Below are 261 nucleotides of genomic sequence, written 5' to 3'. Positions count from 1 at the left end.
CAATGATGAAGATAAGCTTATTAATAAAAAAAGTTAGATACTAAATTTGTGATATGAATAATGAAATTGATAATGGTTTTTACGATCGTGCAGATGAGCATATAAATCTATCAAATGAACAACTAAAATCAATTGATAGAGGTAAGGTTAGTGCTTCAATGATGTATAGTACAGCCCGTTTTAATGCTTGGTTAAGTGCATGTGGTTGGAATACAGGAGAAGAAATGAATCAAGGCAAAGATGAAACGATTGAATATTTTG

1 protein-coding gene is annotated in these 261 nt (G+C 30.3%); it reads left to right on the top strand.

The annotated features are described in order from the left end of the window. Positions 1-53: 53 nt before the first annotated feature. A partial coding sequence (locus ACXAGJ_RS24825; protein ID WP_474843908.1) for a DUF3144 domain-containing protein occupies positions 54-261 on the top strand: 208 nt, incomplete at its 3' end.

This window comes from Aquimarina sp. AWH4_224, from assembly GCF_056160245.1.
This window is presented reverse-complemented; position numbering and strand designations above follow the sequence as displayed.